A 20,952-nucleotide genomic window follows, 5' to 3' on the forward strand; every position below is an offset into this window, starting at 1 on the left:
AAATGTTGGCCTTCTGTCGATTCCGCGCCGGCTCGAACGTCTAGAGGGCACGACGTCGATCTCGCGCCCGAGCTGGCTCGGCCCGCCGGGCCCTCGGCGGTTCTCGTCCGGCATCAAGCCAAAACCAGGAGAACATCTCATGACAAGCCGACATCACGGGATCATCCCGTCGTTGGACGCCATCTGCTTGTTGGGGCTGCTCGCGCCGATGGTGGCCAGTACGGCGATGGCTCAGCCAGCGTCTGCTCCGAGCGGGATGCCGCGGCTGATGGATCGGGAAACAGAGGTTGCCATGGCGCTCAGCGCTTGCCCGCCGGCGGTGGCGAGCAAGGCGGCAGTCTATGTTCTCGAGAAGTCTGGCTACGTCAAAATACGAGATAGCGAGAATGGTTTCACGGCCCTGGTCCAGCATTCGATGACCACCAGCCAGGAGCCCGAATGCCTGGATGCAGAAGGGGCGCGCTCGCATCTGCCGCGCATGCTGAAGGTCGCCGAACTGCGCGGCCAGGGAAAGAGCCCCGAAGAGATCAGGCGTTTCATGGCCGATGGGCTCATCAAGGGCTTGTTCCGGCCGCCGACCCGCCCGGGCATCATCTACATGCTGTCGAAGGAGAATATCGTGCCTGACTCAAAGGGAGGCACCGAAAGCTTCCCGCCTCATGTGATGTTCTACGCCCCCTACCTGACCAACGCCGATCTCGGCTCGGGCGGCGAAGCGGAGGGCGGAGCGGCCTTCGTTGCCGGCGAAGGTTCGCCCTTTGCTCTCATCATCGTGCCCGTCCCGGCGCAGACGGGTTCAGGTCACCCGCATTGAACGGCGGACCAACCCCTTACGGCTTGTGGGAGGAGGTCGTTCGCGGCCCGCCCAGGCAGATCGGCGTTTGAGGGGGAGTTCGAGAAACTCCCCGCTTCTATCAAACTGTTCTTATGCCGGCATTCGGAGGTTCGCTGCTCCGGCCCAGCCGGCAAGCTGCTGACCCCCGAATTGCCGACGGCGCTGGCCTGGATCTGAGGCGGCTGCGCCAGGACCGCGCCTGCAAGTGCGTCGACGTCCGTCGCTTCGCTCGATGCAAGCGCAACATTCCCTCCATCCGGAATTGATCCGATTGGGATTTCCCGACGACATCGGGAAGATCCGGGCGTTCGGTCGTGGAACCTCTCGAGCCAGGTTCGCGCTCGGGGCGCGAAAGCGCTTGACACGGGTCGTAATACTTAACATGTTAAATATATTGAATGACGCCCCGGCTTGATGCGTCGACAGGGGCGATGCCGTTCGTCACTGGCTTTGCGAAAACAAACAGCGGGTCGCTGCCCACATGCGGTCCGGCACAAGGGGAGTGAACCGTCGTGTCCAAGCTTCAGGAAAACATCGACAAGGCGGAGCGCCACCTTGCTCGCTTCAAGGAGAAGGGCGTGCTGAACCGGATCGGCGGCGATGACGTCCCGGCTGCCGACGGCGCGACGTTCGAAACGATCTCTCCCGTCGATCTGAAGCCGCTTGCCAAGGTGGCGCATGGCAAGGCCGCGGACATCGACCGGGCCGCGAAGGCCGCGCACGCAGCCTTTCCGCAATGGGCCGAGACATCTGGGGAAGCCCGGAAAGCGCTCTTGCACAAAGTTGCCGACGCCATCGTCGCCCGCGCCGAGGAAATTGCCTTCGTCGAATGCATGGATACCGGGCAGTCCCTGAAATTCATGGCCAAGGCCGCGCTGCGGGGCGCCGAGAATTTCCGCTTCTACGCCGACCGCGCGCCCGAGGCGCGCGATGGCAAGACGCTTCGCACCGACGGCCAGGTCAACATGACCACCCGCGTGCCGATCGGTCCGGTGGGCATCATCACGCCCTGGAACACGCCCTTCATGCTGTCGACGTGGAAGATCGCGCCGGCGCTTGCGGCCGGCTGCACCATCGTTCACAAGCCGGCCGAATTTTCGCCGCTGACCGCGCGTCTCCTGGTCGAGATCGCGGAAGAGGCCGGCCTGCCCAAGGGCGTCTGGAATCTCGTCAACGGTCTTGGCGAGGACGCCGGCAAGGCGCTGACCGAGCACCCGCTCGTCAAGGCGATCGGCTTCGTCGGGGAGGGCCGCACCGGCTCGATGATCATGAAGCAGGGCGCCGATACCTTGAAGCGTGTTCACTTCGAACTCGGCGGCAAGAACCCGGTGATCGTGTTCGCCGATGCCGATCTCGATCGTGCCGCGGACGCGGCGGTGTTCATGATCTACTCGCTCAATGGCGAGCGCTGCACCTCGTCCTCGCGCCTGCTCGTCGAGGCGAGCATCCATGACAAGTTCACGGCGATGGTTGCGGAGAAGGCCGGCCGGATCAAGGTCGGGCATCCGCTCGATCCCGAGACCGTCATCGGTCCGTTGATCCATCCCGTCCACGAGAAGAAGGTGCTCGGCTATTTCGAGATCGGCAGGTCGGAGGGCGCGACGATTGCTACCGGCGGCCACAAGGTCGATGGTCCCGGCGGCGGCTGCTACGTCGCCCCGACGCTCTTTACCGGCGCCAACAACCAGATGCGCATCGCGCAGGAGGAGATCTTCGGCCCCGTCCTGACGGCGATTCCGTTCAAGGACGAAGCCGAGGCGCTCGCGCTCGCCAACGATGTCCAGTATGGCCTCACCGGCTATCTCTGGACATCGGACGTCACGCGCGCCTTCCGCCTCACCGACCGGCTGCAGGCCGGCATGATCTGGGTCAATTCGGAGAATGTGCGCCATCTGCCGACGCCGTTCGGCGGCGTGAAGAGTTCCGGTATCGGACGCGACGGTGGAGATTGGTCGTTCGATTTCTATATGGAGACGAAGAACGTGGCGTTTGCGACCAAGGCGCATAACATCCAGAAATTGGGCGGCTAAGCGGTCCGCAGCAGATCAAGGAGGACATCATGGCATTGCCGACGCCTAACCTTTATCCGCCGTTCAATATCGTACGTCTCAGTCATGTCGAATTTGGCGTGAGCGATCTCGCCAAGTCCCGCGCGTTCTATGTCGACACGCTCGGTCTGCAGGTGACCGACGAGAGCTCCGATGCGATCTACCTTCGCGCGATGGAAGAGCGCGGGCACCATTGCATCGTGCTGAGGAAGTCCGACAAGATCGAGGCCCGCGATCTCGGCTTCAAATTGTTCGGCGAGGAAGACCTCGACAAGGCCGTCCACTTCTTCAAGAGCAAGGATTTGCCGGTCGAATGGGTGGAGCGTCCCTATCAATCGCGCACGTTCCGCACCCGCGATCCCCACGGCATTCCGCTCGAGTTCTATTCCAAGATGGACAGGCTGCCGCCCATCCACCAGAAATACGCTCTCTACAAGGGCGTGAAGCCGCTCCGCATCGACCACTTCAATTGCTTCTCGCCGAACGTCGATGAATCCGTCGCCTTCTACAACGAGATCGGCTTCCGCGTGACGGAGTACACGGCGGATGAGGAGACCGGACGCTTATGGGCCGCCTGGACCCACCGCAAAGGCGGCGTTCACGATCTCGCCTTCACCAATGGCCGCGGCCCGCGCCTGCACCACACGGCATTCTGGGTGCCGACCCCGCTCAACATCATCGATCTGCTCGACCTCATGGCAACGACGGGGTGGGTCTCCAACATCGAACGTGGTCCAGGTCGCCACGGCATCTCGAATGCCTTCTTCCTCTACATCCTCGATCCCGATGGCCACCGCATCGAAATCTACTGCTCGGACTACCAGACGGTCGATCCCGATCTCGAGCCGATCAAATGGGACCTGAAGGATCCGCAGCGTCAGACGCTGTGGGGAGCGCCCGCGCCGAAATCCTGGTTCGAGCACGGCAGCCTCTTCGCCGGAGTTGCGCCGCGCGACGCCGAGCTGGCGGCCCAGCCGATCATCGCTCCCTGATCGGGCCGAGAACACAGTAGAAGAAAGGCCACGCATGTCTCGTCCGAGGTTCATCAGCTTCACCCGCAACGGCTCGCTCGGCTATGGCTTGCTGGTGGATCGCGGTGTCATCGATCTGTCCCGGCGTCACGGCAAGCGCTGGTCCTCTTTGCGTGAAGTGATCGAAGACGGCGCGTTGCAGTCCCTGGCCGAAGAGAGCGCCGCGCTGTCGGCGGATTTTCCGGTCGAGGACATCCGCTATGAAATTCCGGTGCCGGCACCGGAAAAGATCATCTGCGTCGGCGTCAACTTTCCCGACCGCAACGAGGAATACAAAGACGGGCAGGCGGCCCCCTCCAATCCCTCGCTCTTCATCCGCTTTCCGCGCTCGTTCACGGGCCATGAACAAGCCCTGCTGCGTCCCCCCGAGAGCCCGCAGCTCGATTACGAAGGCGAGATCGTCATCGTGATCGGCAAGGGCGGTCGCCGCATTGCGCAAGCCGCGGCGCTCGACCATATCGCCGCGCTGTCGCTATGCAACGAAGGCACGATCCGCGATTGGGTCCGGCACGCCAAGTTCAACGTGACGCAGGGCAAGAATTTTGACGGTACCGGTTCGATCGGACCCTGGCTTGTCCCCTATACCGATGAGAGCCAGCTTGCCGACATCAGGCTGGAAACCCGGGTCAACGGTGAAGTCCGCCAGCAGGACCGCACCAGCCGGATGATCTTCTCCTTCCGCAAGATCATCAACTACATCTCCACGTTCACGACCCTGGTTCCCGGCGATGTCATCGTGACGGGTACGCCGACGGGTGCGGGCGCGCGTTTCGATCCGCCGATCTGGCTCAAGCCCGGCGACGTCGTCGAGGTGGAGGCGGAGGGCATCGGCGTGCTCCGCAACACGGTCGCGGATGAGGCGTGATCTCCGATCACGTCGGCAAGGCGGCACGCACGCGAATGCGGCCCTCGTCGTCCACGACGATCGGAATGGCATCGAGCACGCAGTCCTGGCCGAGTCCTTCGACGCCAACGCCGTCCCGAACGCGGAATCCGGCGCTGTGATTGGTGCACCGAAGCACCGCACCGTCCGCGCTCAGCACGTTGGAGCCGCGATGATCGAGCGGCAGGTACTGGTGGGGACATGCGTTGACATAGGCCACCAAAGTGCCCGCCGACCTCACGATCAGGACCGGAAAATCAGCCGGGCCGAACTTGATGGATTTGAGGCTTCCTTCGCCGATGTCAACGGCCTCGCACAGGATTGCGCCTTCGGCTGGAGCGCCGCGATAGCTCTTCCATGCGTCAGATATGGCTGCCTCCCTCAGGACGCCTTAAGCACGCCGCGCTGAATCTGGTCGGCCTCGATGCTCTCGAACAGGGCCTTGAAATTGCCCTCGCCAAAACCGTCGTCGCCCTTCCTCTGGATGAACTCGAAGAAGATCGGGCCGATCACGGTCTTGGAGAAGATCTGGAGCAGGATGCGGGTCGCCCCGCCATTGACGACACCTTCACCGTCGATCAGGATTCCGTGCTTGCGCATGCGATCGAGCGGCTCGGTGTGGCCCTTCACGCGGTCGAACGATTTGTCGTAATAGATCGAGGGCGGGCCCGGCATGAATTCGAGCCCGCGGCCGGCGATGGCGTCGGTCGCCGCATAGATGTCGTCGGTGCCGACGGCGATGTGCTGGATGCCTTCGCCCTTGTACTGGCGCAGATATTCTTCGATCTGGCTCTTGTCGTCGGCGCTTTCGTTGATCGGGATTCGGATCTTGCCGCAGGGTGACGTCAGGGCGCGCGAGGTCAGGCCGGTCAGCTTGCCCGAAATGTCGAAGTAGCGGATCTCGCGGAAATTGAACGTCTGGCTGTAGAACTTGTACCAGGTGTCCATGTTTCCGCGCATGACGTTGTGCGTGAGGTGATCGAGATAGTAGAACCCCACGCCCTTCGGAGCCGGATCGACCTCACCGATCCAGTCATACTCGGCGGAATAGGGCGAGCCTTTCGCGCCGTAGGTCTCGACCAGGTACAGCAGGGATCCGCCGATGCCGACGACGGCCGGCACGTCGAGCGACTTGTCGTTGCCGGTATATTCGGTGCCGCCGAGCTCGAGGACGCGCTTCAGCGCGTGTTTGGCGTCGACGACGCGCCAGGCCATCGCCGGCGCGCAAGGCCCGTGCTCGGCGACGAAGCGCGCGGCATGGGAGTTCGGCTCCCGGTTCAGGACGTAATTGATCTTTCCCTGGCGCCAAAGGGAGATGTCCTTGGTCTTGTGCCGGGCGACCTCCGTGTAGCCCATCTGCTCGAAGAGCTTGGCGAGCTTCTGCGGCTCCGGATGGGCGAACTCGACGAACTCGAAGCCATCGGTGCCGGCCGGGTTGATTGCCGAAATGGTGGCGGGTGGGGCATCGTGAGGGAAGGGGCCCAATGTCGCGCTCCTGGAATGGGATCTGCTCCGACACGAAATATACTGCCGCCCGGCTGCACGATCTCCGCAAAATCCGCTCGACAAAGCCCAGCTATGCGTGAAACATGCGAATATCTGCAGTTTCGCGCAAGGATCACGCATGGACCAGTTCGACGTCAAATTGCTGCAGGCGCTTCAATCCGATGGACGTCTGTCGAATTTCGAGCTGGCCGACATCGTGGGTTTGTCGGCATCGCAATGCTCACGCCGCCGCGCCGCGCTCGAAGATGCCGGCGCGATTGCGAGCTACCACGCCCATCTCGACCGAGAAGCGCTCGGACTCGGCATCGTCGTCTTCGTGCAGGTGACGCTTGCGACCCACTCGCCGGACAATTCGCGGCGCTTCCTCAAGCTGATCGAGAGCCTGGAGGAGGTGCAGGAAGCCTATGCGCTCACGGGCGAAGCGGACTACCTCGTCAAGGCGACGATCACCGATCTGAAGGCGCTCTCGCGGCTGCTCAACGAGGTGTTTCTGCCGCACGACAGCGTCGCGCATGTGCGCTCGTCCATCGTTCTCGACCGCTTGAAGCAGACCTCGCAATTGCCGCTTGGGCACCTCATCCCTGCCGAGACGCGTGCTGCGGAGGGCTCCAGGTCGCGAAGGAAAGGTTCATCACAGCGATCTAGACAGTCCAGCTAGCTGAGCGCTGCCGACAGCTTGTGCATCACCCGGTCGAGCACCTTCACTTCTTCGGCGGTGAGCACGCTCAGCAGCTCCGTCTCCCGCGCCAGCGCGAAGGGCACGATCTTGCGATAGAGCGTGCGGCCGGCCGAGGTCAGTGAGACGATCAGCTCACGCCGATCGTCCGGATGATGCTTGCGGCTGGCGACGCCGCGCGCTTCCAGGGCCTGCACGGCGCGGCTGACCTGCATCTTGTCGAGCGTCGTCAGCGGACCGATCTCCTTGGTCGCAATCTCCGCCCGTCCGCCGAGGATCGCAAGCACGCGCCATTCCTGCCGCGTCAGCGCAAAACGCTCGGAATAGACCTCGGCAACGGCGAGCGACACCTGCTCGGCGAGGCGCGCCAGCCGGTACGGAAAATATCGCTGCAGGTCGAGCCCGCCGCCATCCTGCGCCGTGACACGGTCGGCGGCTGCGGCCCGGCCTCGTGCTTCACCCGAACATCCCATCACGCCGTTTCCGCGCCTTTAGGTCCACAGCCAGATTCTTCCGGGCCGATTGATTCAGATCAAATCCAGGAAATAGTAACATCTGATACGAATTTCGCAACCGCAATCCAGGGAGCGAAATCATGAAGATCGAGAAGATCCATCACGTCGCCTATCGCTGCGTCGACGCCAAGGCCACCGTCGCGTTCTACAAGAAGGTCATGAACATGGATCTGCTCGGCGCCATAGCCGAGGACCGCGTGCCTTCGACCAAGGCGCCCGATCCCTACATGCACATCTTCCTCGATGCCGGGAACGGCAACATCCTCGCCTTCTTTGAGCTGCCGAACTCGCCGCCGATGGGCCGCGATCCCAACACGCCGGAGTGGACCCAGCACATCGCCTTCCAGGTCAAGGACCTCGCCGAGCTCGAAGAGGCCAAAGCGCACGCGGAGGCCGCCGGCCTCGACGTCGTCGGCGTCACCGACCACACCATCTTCAAATCGATCTATTTCCGCGATCCCAGCGGCCATCGCCTGGAGATCGCGGCCTGGACGGCCACGCCCGATCAGATCGACCGCATGAAGTCGGTCGCGCATGAGATGGTCGAGGAATGGTCGCGCACCAAGCGTCCGCCGCGCCACACCGCCTGGATGCACGAGAAGGAATTCGCGGACGCGCATTGATCTCCGGCCGTGCATCAGGAAGCGAACATGACGAGCTACATCTATCCGAAGTTCGGCTATCGACGTTCCCAGGAGCAGGCCGAGGGGATCGTGAAGCGGCATCCGATCGTGGTGATCGGTGCAGGTCCCATCGGCCTCACCGCGGCGCTGGACTGCGCGGCACGTGGCCAGCCGGTCGTGGTGCTCGACGACAACGACACGGTCTCGATCGGCTCGCGCGCGGTCTGCTACGCCAAGCGTCCGCTCGAGATATGGGACCGCCTCGGTTGCGCCGCGCCCATGGTCGAGCGCGGCGTCAGCTGGAACGTCGGCAAGGTGTTCTTCCGGGACGAGCTGTCCTACCAGTTCGATCTGCTGCCCGAGGCCGACCATCAATGGCCGGCCATGATCAATCTGCAGCAATATCATCTGGAAGAGATGCTGGTGGCCAAATGCAAGGCCAATCCGCTGGTCGAGCTGCGCTGGAAGCACCGTCTCATCAGCCTCAAGCAGGCCGCCGACCATGCGACCTTGGCGGTGGAAACGCCCGACGGCATCTTCACCATGGAGGCGCAATGGGTCATCGCCTGCGACGGCGCCAATTCCGACGTGCGCAAGATGGTGGGCGCCGAGTTCACCGGTCAGTTCTTCCAGGACCGCTTCCTGATCGCCGACGTCGCGATGAAAGCGGATTTCCCGACCGAGCGCTGGTTCTGGTTCGATCCGCCGTTCCATCCCGGCCAGTCCGTCCTGCTGCACCGGCAGGCCGGCAACATCTGGCGGATCGACTTCCAGCTCGGCTGGGAGGCCGATCCCGATGAGGAAAAGCGGCCGGAGCGGGTGATCCCGCGCATCCGCGCGATGCTCGGCGAGGACACCGAATTCACGCTCGAATGGATCTCGATCTATCAGTTCGCCTGCCGTCGCATCGACAATTTCCGGCAGGGCAGGGTGCTGTTCGCCGGCGACGCCGCGCATCAGGTCTCGCCGTTCGGCGCGCGCGGCGCCAATACCGGCGTCCAGGATGTCGACAATCTCGCCTGGAAGCTCGCGATGGTGCTGCGCGGCGAAGCCTCGGAAGCCCTCCTCGACAGCTATCACGAGGAGCGTGCCTATGCCGCGGACGACAACATCCTGAACTCGACGCGGGCCACCGACTTCATCACCCCGAAGACGAAATCGAGCCGCTATTTCCGCGACGCCGTGCTGGAGCTCGCCCGGCATCACGGTTTTGCGCGACCGCTGGTCAACAGCGGCCGGCTTTCGACGCCGACCCCTTATGTGACATCAGTGCTCAAGACTCCCGACCACGATGCGTTGCCGGGCAGCATGCGGCCCGGCACGAATGCGGCGGATGCGCCGATTGCGGTGGACGGCAAGCCCGCCTGGTTCCTGCATTGTCTCGGCGACGGCTTCACGGTTGTGGCCTTCGGGAAGGTGAGCGACAAGACCGAAATCACGGTGGGGCCGTTCGCGGCAAAACTCATTCTCGTCGGCCGTGACATCGAGGACCCCACAGGTCTCCTTGCGCAGCGCTACGGCGCTTCGCCCGGAACCACCTATCTGTTCCGCCCGGATCAATATGTTGCCGCGCGCTGGAGCGGATTCGACGAGGCGGAGATCACCCAGGCGCTGTTGCGTGCCGCCGGCCACGACACCGCCGACCGGACGGAGCTTGCCGCATGACGCTGAATCTGTCGCCGAACATCGCCGACCCCGACGATTTCTACGCCGAACTGATCAACAGCCAGCGCGATCTCGACGAGGAGCAGGCCCTGCGCATGAACGCCCGCCTGGTCCTGTTGCTCGCCAATCACATCGGCGACCGCAAGGTGCTGACGGAGGCGATCGGCTGCGCCCGCAGAGGCGGCGGCTAGGTCGCGGACGCCGGCCGCATCGAGGCAAGAGGTCGTATGAAGCCGCAGGCGGCGCCGGGTTCCTGTCGCGCGATCTCGCCGGCTGAATGCGGCGCCGAGGTCGCTCGCGTCGAAAAGCCACGGGGGCACCTCTTCTTGACTTGGCTCAAGGTGAGCTCGGCGAAGTTCGCCATCCTCTCAGGCCACACCAGGATCGGAGGAAGCCCCATGGTAGGCCGAACCGTTGCCGCAGCGTTGCTGTTCACCGTCCTGAGCCCGCCAGCTTTGGCTCAATCGCCAGCGGACCATCAGAGCCATCATCCAGGACAGGACCAGGCGCCGGCGTCGCCGCAGTCGAGTTCTCCTGCAAATCCGTCCGCCGAGCGGCAAGGCTCGATGCGCGGTGGAGATATGATGGGAATGATGGGACAAGGAATGAAGGGGCATGGCGCGACAGGCGGTGATGCCGTGCAGTCGCCGGTCGTCTTCCGCATCATCTTCGCGCTGATGGATGCCGATGGCGACGGAACCGTCTCGTTGCCGGAGTTTCAGGTCGCTCACGAGCGAATTTTCAAGGCAATGGATCGCGACAAGGACGGAAAGCTCACCTTTGAGGAGATGATGGCGTTCATGCACAGGAACAAGAGCCACGTCGCGCCACAGCAGTGAGCCGAACCGAAGGGCAGGCGCGCCAGGCCATATCGTTTGATCGGGTCCTGCGATGGGCTCTGGTTGCGATCGCAATCGCCGGGTTGACTGCCGGCATTCTCGCGCGGGCCGCGGGCCGACCTGATCTGGCCGAGGTCGCGTGGTCGCTCGGCACGGCGCCTGTGATTGCAGGATTGGCGGTCTCGATCATCCAGGATCTGCTGACAGGCCGCGTCGGAGTGGACGCGATCGCTCTGCTCTCGATGAGCGCGGCGTTGGCGCTCGGACAGCCGCTCGCAGGCGCCGTGGTCGCGCTGATGTATTCCGGCGGCAACGTGCTGGAGGAGATCGCGGTCGCACGGGCGGAGCATGATCTCAGGTCCCTGGTCGATCGCGCGCCGCGGCAGGTCCATCGCAAGTCCGGCGAGCGCATCGAGGATGTCGCGATCGAGGACGTCACGACCGGCGAAGAGCTTCTGGTCAAGGCGGGCGAGATCATACCGGTCGACGGAGTGGTCGCCTCGGCCTTCGTGGTGATCGACGAGTCCGCGGTGACCGGCGAGCCGATCCCGGTGGAGAAGACACGCGGAAGCGCCGTTCTGTCCGGGTCTCTGAATGCGGGCGAGACCTTCCAATTGACCGTGACCGCGGCGGCCAGCGAGAGCACCTACGCGGGGATCGTACGCATGGTGACGGCAGCGCAAACTGCGAGAGCTCCCTTTGTGCGGCTCGCCGACCGGTACGCGCTGATCTTCCTGCCGGTGACTCTCGTCATCGCCTTTGTGGCCTGGTACATCTCCGGTGACGTGACCCGCAGTCTTGCCGTGTTGGTGGCGGCGACGCCGTGCCCCTTGATCCTGGCCGCGCCCGTCGCCTTCATCGCCGGGGTGGCGCGAGCCGCTCGCCGCGGCATTCTGGTCAAGGGCGGGAAGGCGCTGGAGGCGTTGGCCCGTGCGCACACCGTGCTGTTCGACAAGACCGGGACCTTGACGGTCGGCGGAGCGCGATTGCTGTCCGTCGAAGTTGCGCCGGGAGAGGATCCGGATGAGGTCCTCAGGCTCGGGGCGTCGCTCGAACAAGCTTCGCATCACGTGCTTGCCAAAGCCGTCGTCGGTGCGGCGCTCGCCCGCGGGCTCGCGCTGAAGCCGCCGGATCACGTCAAGGAGACCATGGGGTCCGGCCTCAGCGGCCGGATCGACGGACGCCAGGTGGTGGCGGGCTCGCGGGAGATGCTTCTTTCGCACGCCGAGATGTCGCCGTGGGAGTTGCGGGCAATTCGTCGTGCGTCGTGGCGCTCGGCGCTGATCGTCTTTGTCGCGGTGGACGGCCGTCTCGTCGGCGCGTTGCTGCTGGCAGACGAATTGCGCGCCGACACGCCACGGGCGATCCGGCTGCTGCGCGATGCAGGCATCGCGCGGATGGTGATGGTCACGGGTGATCGTGCCGCGGCGGCGCAGGCCATCGGAGCGGCGCTCGATCTCGATGCCGTGCTGGCCGATCGCGTTCCCTCGGACAAGGTCGAGGCGGTGCGGAGCGAACAGCGTCTGCATCCGACCATCATGGTCGGGGACGGCATCAATGACGCCCCTGCGCTGGCCGTGGCCGATACCGGCGTCGCGCTCGGCGCGCGGGGTGCAAGCGCCTCCTCCGAGGCGGCGGACGTGGTGATTCTCACGGACCGGCTGGATCGGGTCGGCGAAGCGATCGTCATCGCGCAGCGGGCGCGGCGCATTGCCCTGCAAAGCATTTTCGTCGGGATGGGATTGTCATTTGCGGCAATGGCTGCCGCCAGCCTCGGCTGGCTCGATCCCGTGCCCGCCGCGATCGTTCAGGAGGTGATCGACGTCGCCGTCATCCTGAACGCGCTGCGGGCACTCAATCCGCCCCTGCTCAGGAATGGTCCGCGCCTCACCGCAGAGCAGGGACTGACGTTGCATCACGATCATCAGGCGCTGCTCAAAGACCTCGATCGCTTGCGCCAGATCGTCGATGCGCTTGACGATGCGGAGCCCGAATCCACGGCCGCCTTGATTGGTGAGGCGCACCGACTGGTCCAGAGCAGCGTCGTGCTGCACGAACGCGAGGATGAAGACAGCGTCTATCCGAAGCTCACGCAAGTGCTGCGCGACCGCCACGGGCTCTCTGCCATGAGCCGTGCGCATCGCGAGATCCTGCATCTCGCGCGGCTGCTCGCCCGGATCGCGGAGGATCTGCCGTCAGAGAAGATCGACCGCTACCTCATTCGAGACGCCCAACGCGTGATCGAGGCGATCGAGACGCTGGTGCGCATGCACACGGCCCAGGAGGAGGACATCTACGAGGCCGTGGCGGCATAGGCGGCAATCGACCTCAGTGTTTCAGCGGTTGCCAGCCGGCGTGGTCAAAGTATTCGCCATATTGAGCGAGCGCCCGCACGATCTTGATGGCTCCCTCGTCGCGGCCGGTGCCGCTCTTCATCCTGGCTGCACCGTCGATGATCTGCTCGAGAACGAGGTGGAGCTGCTGGTCGGCCTGCTCGGGCAGCTTGCAGTTGCCCACGACGTCATCGACCTGCGCCTGGATTCGCGCGGCCAGAGCCTCGTACCGCGCGGACGTAAACACATTGCTGTGAATGGGTCCCAGCGATTGCCTCATCGCAAGGCTGATGTCGTTCATGCCGCGGCGCAAGACATCATCGGTCGGCCACTTCTTGCCATGGTCGAGCTGCGGCCGGGTGGTCGCGGTCGGCCCTTCATGCGCGTGTGGTCCGGCAGCGAGAGCAGGCTGTCCGAGGACAAGACAAAGTGCAAGGGCCGTCAGCGCAAACGATTTGGTCGGGATCATCACGGAATTCCTCCGAAAGCTTCTTTGCTTTCAGGTGGGGGATCGCGACGGGCAGGAGTTTGTGCTGGAGCAAAGTCTCGAGCGGAACGAGCTGCGGCCCGGCGACGCAGGATGCCCGGACAGGCATCAGACTGTCGTCGGCCAATGCACGGAATGCGGCTCATCACGAACGGGGTTGAGTCAGCTCAATGCAACGCAGCCCGATCGGTTCAAGCTTGCGCGGCAACCTCGTGAGAGAAGGACGGCATGCACAAGCTAAAACGGGTATTTTGGGGCAGTCTGGTGGTTCTCGTCCTGCTGTGGCTGGTTGCGGAGCCGCAGCCGTTCGGCCCGGGCTCCTTCTTCCCGCTTCGCGAACGAATGGTGCAGTTGAGCGGCGTGCTGGCAATCGGTTGCATGAGCATGGCGATGATCCTCGCGCTACGACCGCGCTGGCCGGAGGCTTGGTTGAGCGGTCTCGACAAGATGTACCGCTTGCACAAATGGTTCGGTATCGCCGCCCTGGTGACTGCCGCTATCCATTGGCTATGGGCCAACGGTCCGAAATGGGCGGTCGGCTGAGGGGTGCTGACTCGACCACAGCGTGGACCAAGGCCCGTCATCGAAAATCCGATCGAGGCGTTCTTTGGCAGCCTTCGTGAGCCAGCGGAGGGGCTGGGCGAATGGGCCTTCTACGGCGCCGTGGTGCTGATTGCTTTGGCGCTCATTCAAATGTTTCCCTATCGGCTCTTCTACAAGACGCATCGGCTGCTTGCGATCGCGTATCTGGTTCTGGTCTTTCATGCGGTCAGTCTGATCAAGTTCAGCTACTGGATGTCGCCGCTCGGCTGGATCGTCGCGGTGCTGCTCGCCTTCGGCACGTGGGCTGCGGCTGTCGCGCTGCTGCGGCGCATCGGGGCTCGGCGGCAGGCGCAAGGCAGGATCACATCGCTCAAATATTATCCCGGCGTCAGAGCCATCGAGACCGAGATCGAGGTGCCTCACGGCTGGCCGGGGCATCGGCCGGGCCAGTTCGCATTCGCCACGTCCGATGTCTCCGAGGGTGCGCATCCCTATACGATCGCCTCCGGCTGGAACGCAGCAGACCCCAGGATCGTCTTCATCGCCAAGGAGCTCGGGGACCACACCAGCCGGCTGCGGGAGAAGCTCCGCGTCGGGCAGGAGGTGAAGGTGGAAGGCCCCTATGGGTGTTTCACTTTCGACGATGATTGCGCGCATCAGATCTGGATCGGCGGCGGTATCGGCATCACGCCCTTCGTTGCCCGCATGAAGCAGGCGGCCATGAAGGATATTCCCGGTTGCTCTGTCGCGCAGGCGGTTGACCTCTTTCACACCACCGCTGACGTGGATGAGGAAGCGCTCGGCAAGCTTGCCGCAGACGCGCACCCGGCAGATGTCCGTCTCCACGTCCTCATCGACGCCCGCGATGGACGACTGACCGGCGAGCGGATTCGCCAAGCCGTCCCGCAATGGCGCGAGGCGAGCATCTGGTTCTGTGGCCCGGCGGCGTTCGGGGAGGCACTCAGACGAGACTTCGGTGCGCAAGGCTTCCCTGTCGGACGGCGGTTTCATCAGGAGCTGTTCGCGATGCGATGACCAAAAGCACTTATGCGAGCCGCTTCGCAGCTTGCCCTGGCAGCCTTTCCCTGTAATCTGCTACCAACAACAGGGAAGGGATCGATGGGAGGAGTTTTGGAGGGCGTGCGCGTCCTCGATTTCGGACGCTATATCGCAGGCCCCTATTGTGCGACCTTGCTGGCCGAATTCGGTGCCGAGGTCATCCGCGTCGAGAAGCGCGACGGCAGCGAGGACCGCTTCGTGGCGCCGGTCGGCGAAAATGGCGAGGGCGCGCTGTTTCTCCAGGTCAACCGCAACAAGAAGTGCATCACGCTCGATCCGATGAAGCCGGAAGGGCAGGAGGTGATGCGCCGCCTGATCGCGACCGCGGACGTCGTCGTCACCAATCTGCCGCCGCAGACCCTGCGCGCGATGAAGCTGGATTACGACTCGCTGAAGGCGATCAAGCCCGACATCATCCTGACGACGGCAACCGCGTTCGGTGGGCCGGGGCCCTGGTCCGACCGCGTCGGCTTCGACGGCGTCGGGCAGGTCATGTCGGGATCGGTGTACATGACGGGCGCAGGCGATCCGCCGTTTCGCGCCGCGGTGAACTGGGTCGATTTCGGCACCGCGCTGCATTGTGCGTTCGGCACGCTCGCCGCGCTGATCGAGCGCGGCAAATCCGGACGCGGGCAGATCGTCGAGGGCGCGCTGCTCGCAACCGCTTTGTCCTTCACCAATGCGACGCTGATCGAGCAGGCCGTCATCAACGTCAATCGCGTGCCCACGGGCAATCTCGGCCAGACCGCGGCGCCCGCCGACATCTACCGCACGAAGGACGGCTGGGTGCTATGCCAGGTCACCGGACATCCGTTGTTCAAGCGCTGGGCGCGGCTGATGGGCGAGGAGGAGGTGTGGCTGAACGATCCGCGCTTTGCCGACGATATCAGCCGTGGCAACAACGGCGCGGTCATCAGCGAGCGGATGGCGCGCTGGTGCGCCGAGCGCACCACGCAGGAGGCCGTCGATACGCTCGGCCAGGCCATGATTCCGACCGGACCCGTGCTCTCGCCGCAACAGGCACTGGATCATCCGCACATCCGCGCCGCCGGGTTCATGCAGGATGTCGGCTATCCCGGCCTCCCGAAGCCCGCACCGGTGACGCGTGCTGCGGTCCGGCTCTCGGAAACGCCGGGCGAAATCGCGCACCGTCCACCGACGCTCGGCGAGCACACCGATCTCGTCCTCGCAGAGCTCGGCTACGACGACGCCGAGATCGCGGCGCTTCGGCAGGGCGGGATCATCTAGCGCTCGACGCACCAGGCCGCGCCGTCAGTCCGCGCTACGCTTCCAGGCACCGGTGCCGAGCTTGCCCGTGATCGTCGCCAGCGCGTCGTGGACCTCGTAGGCGCCGCCATCGCTGTAACCTGACAAGCCTCTGAGTGCTTGCAGGCTCCAGCGGCCATTCGCGGCGGTGATCCTCCCCTCGTGCGAACGCGCAGAACGTGGAGGCTCGGCGTGGAACTTGTAGGTGCCGTCGATCATGATCTGCCAGATCCAGCGGGATTGTCCGCGGCGGCTCGGCACCATGATTTCCCAGGTGCCGACCAGCGCCGGATCGATCGTCGGTGACGTCGGCGCGTGCGCTGGAACCGGGGAGATGGCGGCCGGAAGCGGACTGACCGGCGCCGTGTCCCCCGCGCCGTCAGGCGGTCGACCGGCGAGATAGATCGCCTTGCGCGACAGCGAGCCGTAGACGAAGGGCTGCTGCTCGTTGCGGGTCGCCTCCATCACGTCGTCGCGGACGTTGCGGAACATGAATGTGATCTCGACACCCGGAGTCTCGATGTTGCGCAGTAGCGCGGTTGCGAACGGGCTGTTGCGCGCGTCGCCATCGAGCGCGGTGGTACCGTCTCTTGCGGCATACGCCACGAGAACATTGCCGGCCGGCTCGACGCGGCTGAGCCCGGCGTTCGGGGTTGCCCGCGTCGCGAGCGAGCGGTTCATCCTGGCGGCAAACGGATTGTTGCGGCAGGCGTCGAGGATGACGAGGCCAAGGCTCGTGGTGTTGGACACCTGCAACATCACGCTTCTGAGGCTGATGGCTTCGTTGGCCGCGTCGGTGTCCCGCTTCAGCTCTGCGTCGATCGGGATCAGCCAGTTCTCGCCATTGATTTCCATGCCATGACCAGCGAAATACGCGGCCGCCATGTCGGCGCCCGCGGCCTCACGCCCGAATGCGAGCAGGGCGCGGCGCATGTCATCGAAACCTGCGTTGGTGATCAGGGAGGCCGTGAAGCCGAGCCGCTTTAGCGCCGCGGCGATGTCGCTGGCGTCGTTCGGCGGATTGAGCAGGGAGGGCACGTTCCGGTAGGCGCCGTTGCCGATCACCAGCGCGACACGCTTGCCATCCGCCGCGGCGCCGGTCGGTACCAGGCCCGCAAACGCGGTTGCGAGGGTCACTCCCGAAACAAACTCGCGTCGGTTCATTGGATCTCGCCTGCTCGAGCGAGATCCATGGTACAGCAACCGGTCCAGAGTGGCCAAGGGCCAGGCGCCGCTCGAGCTGGCGTCTTTGCGCTACAGCAGCCGCTTCAGCGCCCGCGCGTCGGCCGGCGCCGCGCTCTTCTGGTCGTTGTCGAAATAGACGTAGACGTCGCAGCCCTGCCGCTTCCAGGACTTGATGCGCTTGGCCCATTGTGCCAGCGCGGCCTTGCTATAGTGCCCGTGATAACGCCCGCTCGGCCCGTGCCCGCGCACATAGACGAAATCCGCCGTGCGCTTCCATGGCGCGGGCGCGTCGGCATGGTCGGACAGGCAGAGCGAGATGTTCTCGTCTGCCAGCATGCGCAGGATGCGCGGCTGGTACCAGCTCGGATGACGGAACTCGAAGCTGTAGCGCCGCTTGCGCGACAGCAGCTTGAAAAAAGACGCGAGGCGGTCGGCGTTCGCCTCGAATTGCGGCGGCAGCTGGAACAGGATCGGGCCGGCCTTGCCGCCGAGCCTGGAGATGCGGTCCTCCAGCAGCGCGAGGCTGTTGACGGAGCGCTCCGAGAGGCGCTTCCAGTGCGTGATGAATTTCGACGCCTTCCAGGCGAAGACGAAATCGCGCCCGGTCTGCTCGCGCCATCCCGTCACGGCTTCGGGCGTCGGCGTGCGATAGAACACCCCGTTCAGCTCGGTCGTGTCGAACTGTCCGGCGTAATAGCTGAGCTGCTGCTTCAGCGTCACGCCTTCAGGGAAGAACGGGCCGCGCCAGGAATCGTAGTGCCAGCCCGAAGTTCCGATCAGTACGCGCGCCATCGATCCGTCATCCCTCGGACGCGGCGGCAGGCCGCGCCTTGTCCGGGGCAACGTTCGTGCACGAAATATGTTGCTGTCGGCGTGGCGGCGTGCGGCTGGATCAGTTCGACGCCAGCGCCGCCTTGGCCACTTCCGCCATCCAGCTCGACGCCACCGGCAGGATCGCGTCGTTGAAATCGTAGCGCGGGCCGTGCAGCTCCGCGCCGTCGCGCAACTCGCCGTTGCCGATCCAGACGAAGGCGCCGGGCCGCTGCTGCAGGTAATGGGCAAAATCCTCGCCGGCCATGCTGGGCGCGAGGTCGCGCCGCACGGGCGCCTTCACCTTCTGCGCGGCGATGCGCGCGAGGTCCGCCTCGTCGGGCGTGTTGACCACCACACCCACACCCCAGACGATGTCGGGCGTGACCTTGACGCCGAAGGTGGTCGCAATGCCGGCGCAGGTCCGTTCGATGCCGGCGAGGATGACGTCCTTGACCGCCTCGCGGTGGTAGCGCAGCGTGCCGCGAATCGTCACGCGTCCGGCGATCTGGTTCGGCGCGGTGCCGCCGTCGATGGTGCAGAGCGAGAGCACGGCCGTGTCGAGCGGATCGACGCCGCGCGCCACGATCGATTGCAGCGCCACGATGAGATGGCCGGCCGCCATCACCGGATCGCGCGTCAGATGCGGCATGCCGGCGTGGCCGGCATGACCCTCGATGGTGATGGTGATGCGCCCGCCGGAGGCCATGACGACGCCGTCATGCACGGCGATGGTGCCGGCGGTGAGGCCCGGCCAATTGTGAAAGCCGAACACGCGCTCCATCGGGAAGCGGTCGAACAGCCCGGCCGCGACCATCGCGCGCGAGCCGCCAAAGCCTTCCTCCGCCGGCTGGAAGATGAAATCGACCGTACCGCTCCAGCTGGGATCGGCGGCGAGCAGCGCGGCGGCGCCGAGCAGCGAGGCGGTGTGTCCGTCATGGCCGCAGGCATGCATCACGCCCGATGTCCTGGAGGCGTAAGGCAGGCCGGTGTCCTCGGTGATCGGCAGCGCGTCCATGTCGGCGCGCAGGCCGACCCGCCTTTGGGCATGCCCGCGGGTCAAGGTCGCGACGACGCCGTGGCCGCCGACGCCCGCCTCGAACGGAATGCCGAGTTCGGTGAGCCTCGCTCGCACGAAGGCGGAGGTCTCCTTCTCCTGGAGCGACAGCTCGGGGTGCGCATGAAGATGCCGGCGCCAATTGGTCAGTTTCTGATGCAGCTCGGGTGTCAAGGCAGGGTCTCTCGCAAAATGTTGCTACCACCATAACGGATTATTGGGCTGACGCATCCTGCGCCAGCGAATGGCTTGCGTGCAGGCACGCGCGCCGCATTTTTTCGGGTCATTCCGGGGCGCGCCTCTTGGCGCGAGCCCGGAATCCATCGCGCAGCAAGCTCCGTGGCCCAATGGATTCCGGGTTCGCGACTTCGTCGCGCCCCGGAATGACAAGCATTGGGCATCACGCCAGCTTCGCCAGCCCCGCCCAGTCGAAGCTGATCCCATGCCCAGGCCGATCCGGCGCCAGCGCCTTGCCACCCTTAAGCACCAGCGGATGCTCGATATATGTGTCGAGCCCAAACCCGTGCGCCTCCAGGAAAGAGCGGTTCGGGCACGCCGCGAGCAGATGCACGGTGATGTCGTGGGCGCCGTGGCTGGTGACGGGCAGGTTGAACGCTTCCGCCAGCCGCGCGATCTTCATGAAGGTGGAAACGCCGCCGCAATTGGTGACATCGGGCTCGGGATAGGACACTGCGCCTGATGCGATGTAGCTCTTGAACTCCCACAGCGAGCGCAAATTCTCGCCCGCCGCGATGGGGACACCGCCCTCCTGCATGATGCGAGCGTGGCCCGCCACGTCGTCGGGAATGATCGGCTCCTCGAGCCAGGTGAGGTCATAAGGAACGAACGCGCGCGCCGCGCGGATCGCTTCCTCCACGGCCCACTTCATGTTGGCATCCACCATCAGCGGAAAGCCGTCGCCGAGATGCTGCCGCATCGCGGCGACTTTTGCGACGTCGGATTTCAGGTCGGGCCGGCCGACCTTCATCTTGATGGCCCGAAAGCCTTTCGCGAGATTGCCGTCGGTCTGCGCGAGCAGCTCGTCCACGGAGAGATCGAGGTCGATGCCGCCGGCATAGCACGGCACGCGGGCATCGAAGCCGCCGAGCAATTGGTACAGCGGCAGCTTCGCCCGCCGCGCCTTCAAATCCCACAGCGCGATGTCGAGCGCGGAGAGCGCCAGCACCACCGGCCCGCCGCGCCCGCCATAATGCAGCGCCCACCAGACGTGATGCCAGATCGCTTCGGTATCGTCGGCCTCGCGGCCCTCGACCAGCGGCGGGATCTCGCGCCTGAGGATGTCCGCGACAGCGCCGCCATTGCGGCCGACGGTGTAGGTGTAGCCGACGCCTTCGGCGCCATCGGCATCACGGATGCGGCAGGTGATCAGCTCGAACGCCGTGATCTCGCCATGGGTGGAGTCGGACAGCGTGACGGGAAGGGGGATCCGGTAGAGTCCGGATTCGATGTGAGCGATGCGCGGCATGGTGCCTCCCTTTTTGTTGTTCTTGTTGCGTCGGGTGGGTTAGCCGAACAGATGCGCAAAGCGCATGTGCTTGGCGTAACTCACCACTTTGATCTCCGCGGCGGC

At 64.7% G+C, this 20,952-nt stretch carries 19 protein-coding genes and 1 pseudogene; 12 read left to right on the forward strand and 8 right to left on the reverse strand.

Translation table 11 applies throughout. The annotated features are described in order from the left end of the window. The first annotated feature begins 139 nt into the window (after nucleotides 1-139). The 4 genes from XH83_RS09845 to XH83_RS09860 all read left to right on the forward strand — a co-directional run bounded on the left by XH83_RS09845 (nucleotide 140) and on the right by XH83_RS09860 (nucleotide 4,779). On the forward strand, nucleotides 140-814 hold the full coding sequence (locus XH83_RS09845) for a hypothetical protein (protein ID WP_194406806.1): 675 nt from the start codon (nucleotides 140-142) through the stop codon (nucleotides 812-814). Nucleotides 815-1,347: 533 nt separating this feature from the next. Beyond that, the gene (hpaE, locus tag XH83_RS09850; protein WP_194406807.1) at nucleotides 1,348-2,865 is read left to right on the forward strand and encodes a 5-carboxymethyl-2-hydroxymuconate semialdehyde dehydrogenase; all 1,518 of its coding nucleotides are present in this window, start codon (nucleotides 1,348-1,350) and stop codon (nucleotides 2,863-2,865) included. A gap of 29 nt (nucleotides 2,866-2,894) precedes the next feature. Next, on the forward strand, nucleotides 2,895-3,875 hold the full coding sequence (hpaD, locus tag XH83_RS09855; protein WP_194406808.1) for a 3,4-dihydroxyphenylacetate 2,3-dioxygenase: 981 nt from the start codon (nucleotides 2,895-2,897) through the stop codon (nucleotides 3,873-3,875). 34 nt (nucleotides 3,876-3,909) lie between these two features. Further along, nucleotides 3,910-4,779 (forward strand): fumarylacetoacetate hydrolase family protein, encoded by an 870-nt coding sequence (locus tag XH83_RS09860; protein ID WP_194408215.1) that lies wholly within the window; start codon nucleotides 3,910-3,912, stop codon nucleotides 4,777-4,779. Nucleotides 4,780-4,786: 7 nt separating this feature from the next. Here the strand turns inward: XH83_RS09860 and XH83_RS09865 are convergent, their stop codons facing one another. Both XH83_RS09865 and hppD read right to left on the reverse strand, forming a co-directional pair. Next, nucleotides 4,787-5,182 (reverse strand): Rieske 2Fe-2S domain-containing protein, encoded by a 396-nt coding sequence (locus XH83_RS09865; protein ID WP_210347012.1) that lies wholly within the window; start codon nucleotides 5,180-5,182, stop codon nucleotides 4,787-4,789. Further along, nucleotides 5,179-6,282: a 4-hydroxyphenylpyruvate dioxygenase gene (gene hppD / locus XH83_RS09870; RefSeq protein WP_194406809.1), complete on the reverse strand. Its 1,104-nt coding sequence runs from the start codon at nucleotides 6,280-6,282 to the stop codon at nucleotides 5,179-5,181. The genes XH83_RS09865 and hppD overlap by 4 nt, the downstream gene beginning before the upstream one ends. A 139-nt stretch (nucleotides 6,283-6,421) precedes the next feature. Between hppD and XH83_RS09875 the strand changes: the two genes are divergently transcribed. Next, nucleotides 6,422-6,961 carry an Lrp/AsnC family transcriptional regulator gene (locus XH83_RS09875; protein ID WP_194406810.1) on the forward strand — a complete coding sequence of 180 codons (540 nt, stop codon included), beginning with the start codon at nucleotides 6,422-6,424 and terminating at the stop codon, nucleotides 6,959-6,961. Here the strand turns inward: XH83_RS09875 and XH83_RS09880 are convergent. Further along, the gene (locus XH83_RS09880) at nucleotides 6,958-7,452 is read right to left on the reverse strand and encodes a MarR family winged helix-turn-helix transcriptional regulator (protein ID WP_194406811.1); all 495 of its coding nucleotides are present in this window, start codon (nucleotides 7,450-7,452) and stop codon (nucleotides 6,958-6,960) included. The two genes, XH83_RS09875 and XH83_RS09880, sit on opposite strands and share 4 nt — an antisense overlap. Before the next feature lie 122 nt (nucleotides 7,453-7,574). On the opposite strand from XH83_RS09880, the gene XH83_RS09885 reads away from it, so the two are divergent. The 5 genes from XH83_RS09885 to XH83_RS09905 are packed head-to-tail and all read left to right on the forward strand — an operon-like array spanning nucleotide 7,575 to nucleotide 12,936. Then, the gene (locus XH83_RS09885; protein ID WP_194406812.1) at nucleotides 7,575-8,117 is read left to right on the forward strand and encodes a VOC family protein; all 543 of its coding nucleotides are present in this window, start codon (nucleotides 7,575-7,577) and stop codon (nucleotides 8,115-8,117) included. 27 nt (nucleotides 8,118-8,144) lie between these two features. Then, entirely contained in the window at nucleotides 8,145-9,782 is a 1,638-nt protein-coding gene (locus XH83_RS09890; RefSeq protein ID WP_194406813.1) for an FAD-dependent oxidoreductase, read from the forward strand. Then, nucleotides 9,779-9,973, forward strand: a complete 195-nt coding sequence (locus XH83_RS09895) for a DUF2783 domain-containing protein (protein WP_194406814.1) — start codon at nucleotides 9,779-9,781, stop codon at nucleotides 9,971-9,973. Before XH83_RS09890 ends, XH83_RS09895 begins: the two co-directional genes overlap by 4 nt. 36 nt (nucleotides 9,974-10,009) lie before the next feature. After that, the gene (locus XH83_RS09900; RefSeq protein WP_371746311.1) at nucleotides 10,010-10,621 is read left to right on the forward strand and encodes an EF-hand domain-containing protein; all 612 of its coding nucleotides are present in this window, start codon (nucleotides 10,010-10,012) and stop codon (nucleotides 10,619-10,621) included. Nucleotides 10,622-10,650: 29 nt separating this feature from the next. After that, complete coding sequence (locus tag XH83_RS09905; protein WP_194408218.1) at nucleotides 10,651-12,936, forward strand: heavy metal translocating P-type ATPase; 2,286 nt, start codon at nucleotides 10,651-10,653, stop codon at nucleotides 12,934-12,936. Nucleotides 12,937-12,949: 13 nt separating this feature from the next. On the opposite strand, the gene XH83_RS09910 is transcribed toward XH83_RS09905, so the two are convergent. After that, a complete protein-coding gene (locus XH83_RS09910) occupies nucleotides 12,950-13,423 on the reverse strand; it encodes a hypothetical protein (RefSeq protein WP_246776451.1) in 474 nt (157 codons plus the stop codon). A gap of 246 nt (nucleotides 13,424-13,669) precedes the next feature. Here XH83_RS09910 and XH83_RS09915 point away from each other — a divergent pair. Then, a pseudogene (locus XH83_RS09915) lies at nucleotides 13,670-15,019 on the forward strand (ferric reductase-like transmembrane domain-containing protein). 84 nt (nucleotides 15,020-15,103) lie between these two features. Next, nucleotides 15,104-16,291: a CaiB/BaiF CoA-transferase family protein gene (locus tag XH83_RS09920; protein ID WP_194406815.1), complete on the forward strand. Its 1,188-nt coding sequence runs from the start codon at nucleotides 15,104-15,106 to the stop codon at nucleotides 16,289-16,291. A gap of 24 nt (nucleotides 16,292-16,315) precedes the next feature. Here XH83_RS09920 and XH83_RS09925 read toward each other — a convergent pair whose 3' ends face one another. The 4 genes from XH83_RS09925 to XH83_RS09940 all read right to left on the reverse strand — a co-directional run bounded on the left by XH83_RS09925 (nucleotide 16,316) and on the right by XH83_RS09940 (nucleotide 20,847). Continuing rightward, nucleotides 16,316-17,446: a caspase family protein gene (locus XH83_RS09925; protein ID WP_194406816.1), complete on the reverse strand. Its 1,131-nt coding sequence runs from the start codon at nucleotides 17,444-17,446 to the stop codon at nucleotides 16,316-16,318. A gap of 117 nt (nucleotides 17,447-17,563) precedes the next feature. Further along, a complete protein-coding gene (locus tag XH83_RS09930) occupies nucleotides 17,564-18,286 on the reverse strand; it encodes a DUF72 domain-containing protein (RefSeq protein WP_194406817.1) in 723 nt (240 codons plus the stop codon). A gap of 100 nt (nucleotides 18,287-18,386) precedes the next feature. Next, nucleotides 18,387-19,535 (reverse strand): amidohydrolase, encoded by a 1,149-nt coding sequence (locus XH83_RS09935; RefSeq protein WP_194406818.1) that lies wholly within the window; start codon nucleotides 19,533-19,535, stop codon nucleotides 18,387-18,389. A 226-nt stretch (nucleotides 19,536-19,761) separates the two neighbouring features. Next, nucleotides 19,762-20,847, reverse strand: a complete 1,086-nt coding sequence (locus XH83_RS09940) for a mandelate racemase/muconate lactonizing enzyme family protein (protein WP_194406819.1) — start codon at nucleotides 20,845-20,847, stop codon at nucleotides 19,762-19,764. Nucleotides 20,848-20,952: the final 105 nt, after the last annotated feature.

Origin of the sequence: Bradyrhizobium sp. CCBAU 53351 (assembly GCF_015291745.1) — a bacterium.
In the GTDB taxonomy this organism is placed as follows: Bacteria; Pseudomonadota; Alphaproteobacteria; order Rhizobiales; family Xanthobacteraceae; genus Bradyrhizobium.

Excerpts from the sequence above, each read along its gene's own strand:
- XH83_RS09845 (WP_194406806.1), top strand. The coding sequence starts at position 140 with ATGACAAGCCGACATCACGGGATCATCCCGTCGTTGGACGCCATCTGC.
- hpaD (WP_194406808.1), top strand. The coding sequence starts at position 2,895 with ATGGCATTGCCGACGCCTAACCTTTATCCGCCGTTCAATATCGTACGT.
- XH83_RS09860 (WP_194408215.1), top strand. The coding sequence starts at position 3,910 with ATGTCTCGTCCGAGGTTCATCAGCTTCACCCGCAACGGCTCGCTCGGC.
- XH83_RS09875 (WP_194406810.1), top strand. The coding sequence starts at position 6,422 with ATGGACCAGTTCGACGTCAAATTGCTGCAGGCGCTTCAATCCGATGGA.
- XH83_RS09880 (WP_194406811.1), bottom strand. The coding sequence starts at position 7,452 with ATGGGATGTTCGGGTGAAGCACGAGGCCGGGCCGCAGCCGCCGACCGT.
- XH83_RS09885 (WP_194406812.1), top strand. The coding sequence starts at position 7,575 with ATGAAGATCGAGAAGATCCATCACGTCGCCTATCGCTGCGTCGACGCC.
- XH83_RS09890 (WP_194406813.1), top strand. The coding sequence starts at position 8,145 with ATGACGAGCTACATCTATCCGAAGTTCGGCTATCGACGTTCCCAGGAG.
- XH83_RS09895 (WP_194406814.1), top strand. The coding sequence starts at position 9,779 with ATGACGCTGAATCTGTCGCCGAACATCGCCGACCCCGACGATTTCTAC.
- XH83_RS09900 (WP_371746311.1), top strand. The coding sequence starts at position 10,010 with ATGAAGCCGCAGGCGGCGCCGGGTTCCTGTCGCGCGATCTCGCCGGCT.
- XH83_RS09910 (WP_246776451.1), bottom strand. The coding sequence starts at position 13,423 with ATGATCCCGACCAAATCGTTTGCGCTGACGGCCCTTGCACTTTGTCTT.
- XH83_RS09920 (WP_194406815.1), top strand. The coding sequence starts at position 15,104 with ATGGGAGGAGTTTTGGAGGGCGTGCGCGTCCTCGATTTCGGACGCTAT.
- XH83_RS09930 (WP_194406817.1), bottom strand. The coding sequence starts at position 18,286 with ATGGCGCGCGTACTGATCGGAACTTCGGGCTGGCACTACGATTCCTGG.
- XH83_RS09940 (WP_194406819.1), bottom strand. The coding sequence starts at position 20,847 with ATGCCGCGCATCGCTCACATCGAATCCGGACTCTACCGGATCCCCCTT.